This is a genomic window from Micromonospora sp. CPCC 205561 (assembly GCF_036906775.1).
Classification (GTDB): domain Bacteria; phylum Actinomycetota; class Actinomycetes; order Mycobacteriales; family Micromonosporaceae; genus Micromonospora.
Genome location: NZ_JBAKHV010000124.1, coordinates 1 through 1,100 on the forward strand (window position 1 = coordinate 1; position 1,100 = coordinate 1,100).

General features: G+C 81.7%; 2 protein-coding genes. Both read right to left on the reverse strand.

Annotated features, from left to right (window positions below):
- Nucleotide 1: 1 nt before the first annotated feature.
- A complete protein-coding gene (locus tag V6V16_RS27715) occupies nucleotides 2–757 on the reverse strand; it encodes a hypothetical protein (RefSeq protein ID WP_334566885.1) in 756 nt (251 codons plus the stop codon).
- A 145-nt stretch (nucleotides 758–902) separates the two neighbouring features.
- Nucleotides 903–1,100 (reverse strand): hypothetical protein (locus V6V16_RS27720; protein WP_334566886.1); only part of this gene is annotated, 198 nt, incomplete at its 5' end.

The following is a 1,100-nucleotide window of genomic DNA, read 5'->3' on the forward strand; positions in this document are numbered from 1 at the left end:
GTTAGTTGGCTCGGGCTGGTTGCCAGCGGGCGGTGGCGGTGGGGGTGGGGCGGGGGGTGGGGAGCGGGGACGGGCGGGGGGTGGGCAGGGACGGGCGGCGCAGCCGGGCCGCCGCCGCGTACGCCTCCGCGGCCAGCGCCCGCGCCGCCTCGACGGCGAGTTCGACGTCGCGCCACGCCAGCCGTTCCCGCTCGGCGGCGGCCCGGTGCTCGGCCCGCCGCGCCTCGCGTACCGCCCGGGCCAGCACCGCCTCCTGCTCGGCCGGGTGCCGTCGGGGATCCCAGCCCGCCCGGTGGCCGAACACGTCGTCGAGTTGGCGGTCGCTGAGGTCGCCGCGCCAGTGGGCGGCCATCGCGGCGTGGTGCAGCCAGCGCTCCCGGGCGGCGTACTCGGCGGGCGTGCGGGGGGTGCGCGGGGTGGGCAGGGCGGCGGCGCCGGCGAACCGGCGGGCGGCCTTCTCCGCCTCGTCGTACGCCTGCCAGGCGCGGTCGGCCTCGTCCCGGACGGCGAGCCAGTCGGCGCGCCGGCGGCGGGCGGTCCGGGCGGCCCGGGCGGCCGCGACGGCCACCTCCTCGGCGTAGCGGCGCAGGTCGGCCGGGTCGGTCGCGGGATCCTCGACCGGGTCGGCGGCGTCAGGGGTCCGTTCCGGGCGGGCGACCAGCACGGCGAGCACGGTCAGCGCCAGCAGGAGCAGGGCCGACCAGATGGCGGTCGCCTGCGGCACCTCGATCAGGAACTGGTAGAGAACGGTCTCCATGGTCGGCACCTCACGGGAGCGAGTGCGGCAGCGGGCGCAGCCGGCGCCGGAGCGGGACGCGGCGGCGCCCCGGGTCGACGGCGGGCGGGTGCGTGATCGGGTAGCGGTGGAGGCGGTCGCGGGGCGGCCCCGCGGCTTGCTGCGGTCAGCGGCGGGGCGGGGCCCGGGGAGCCACGGCGCGGGGCGCGGCCCCGACGGACACCCCCGCGGGGCCGGCGGCGACCACGGCGGCCGGGGCGGGTGCCGGCGCGTCGGCAGGTGCCGAGCCCGCGGCGTCCCGCTCGGCGGCGCGGGTGCCGGCGCCGGCCCCCGGGAGCCCGCCGACGCGGCTGGCGGCCAAGTC

Bases quoted from the DNA above. Each gene is read 5' to 3' on its own strand.
- V6V16_RS27715 (WP_334566885.1), bottom strand. From the start codon at position 757: ATGGAGACCGTTCTCTACCAGTTCCTGATCGAGGTGCCGCAGGCGACC.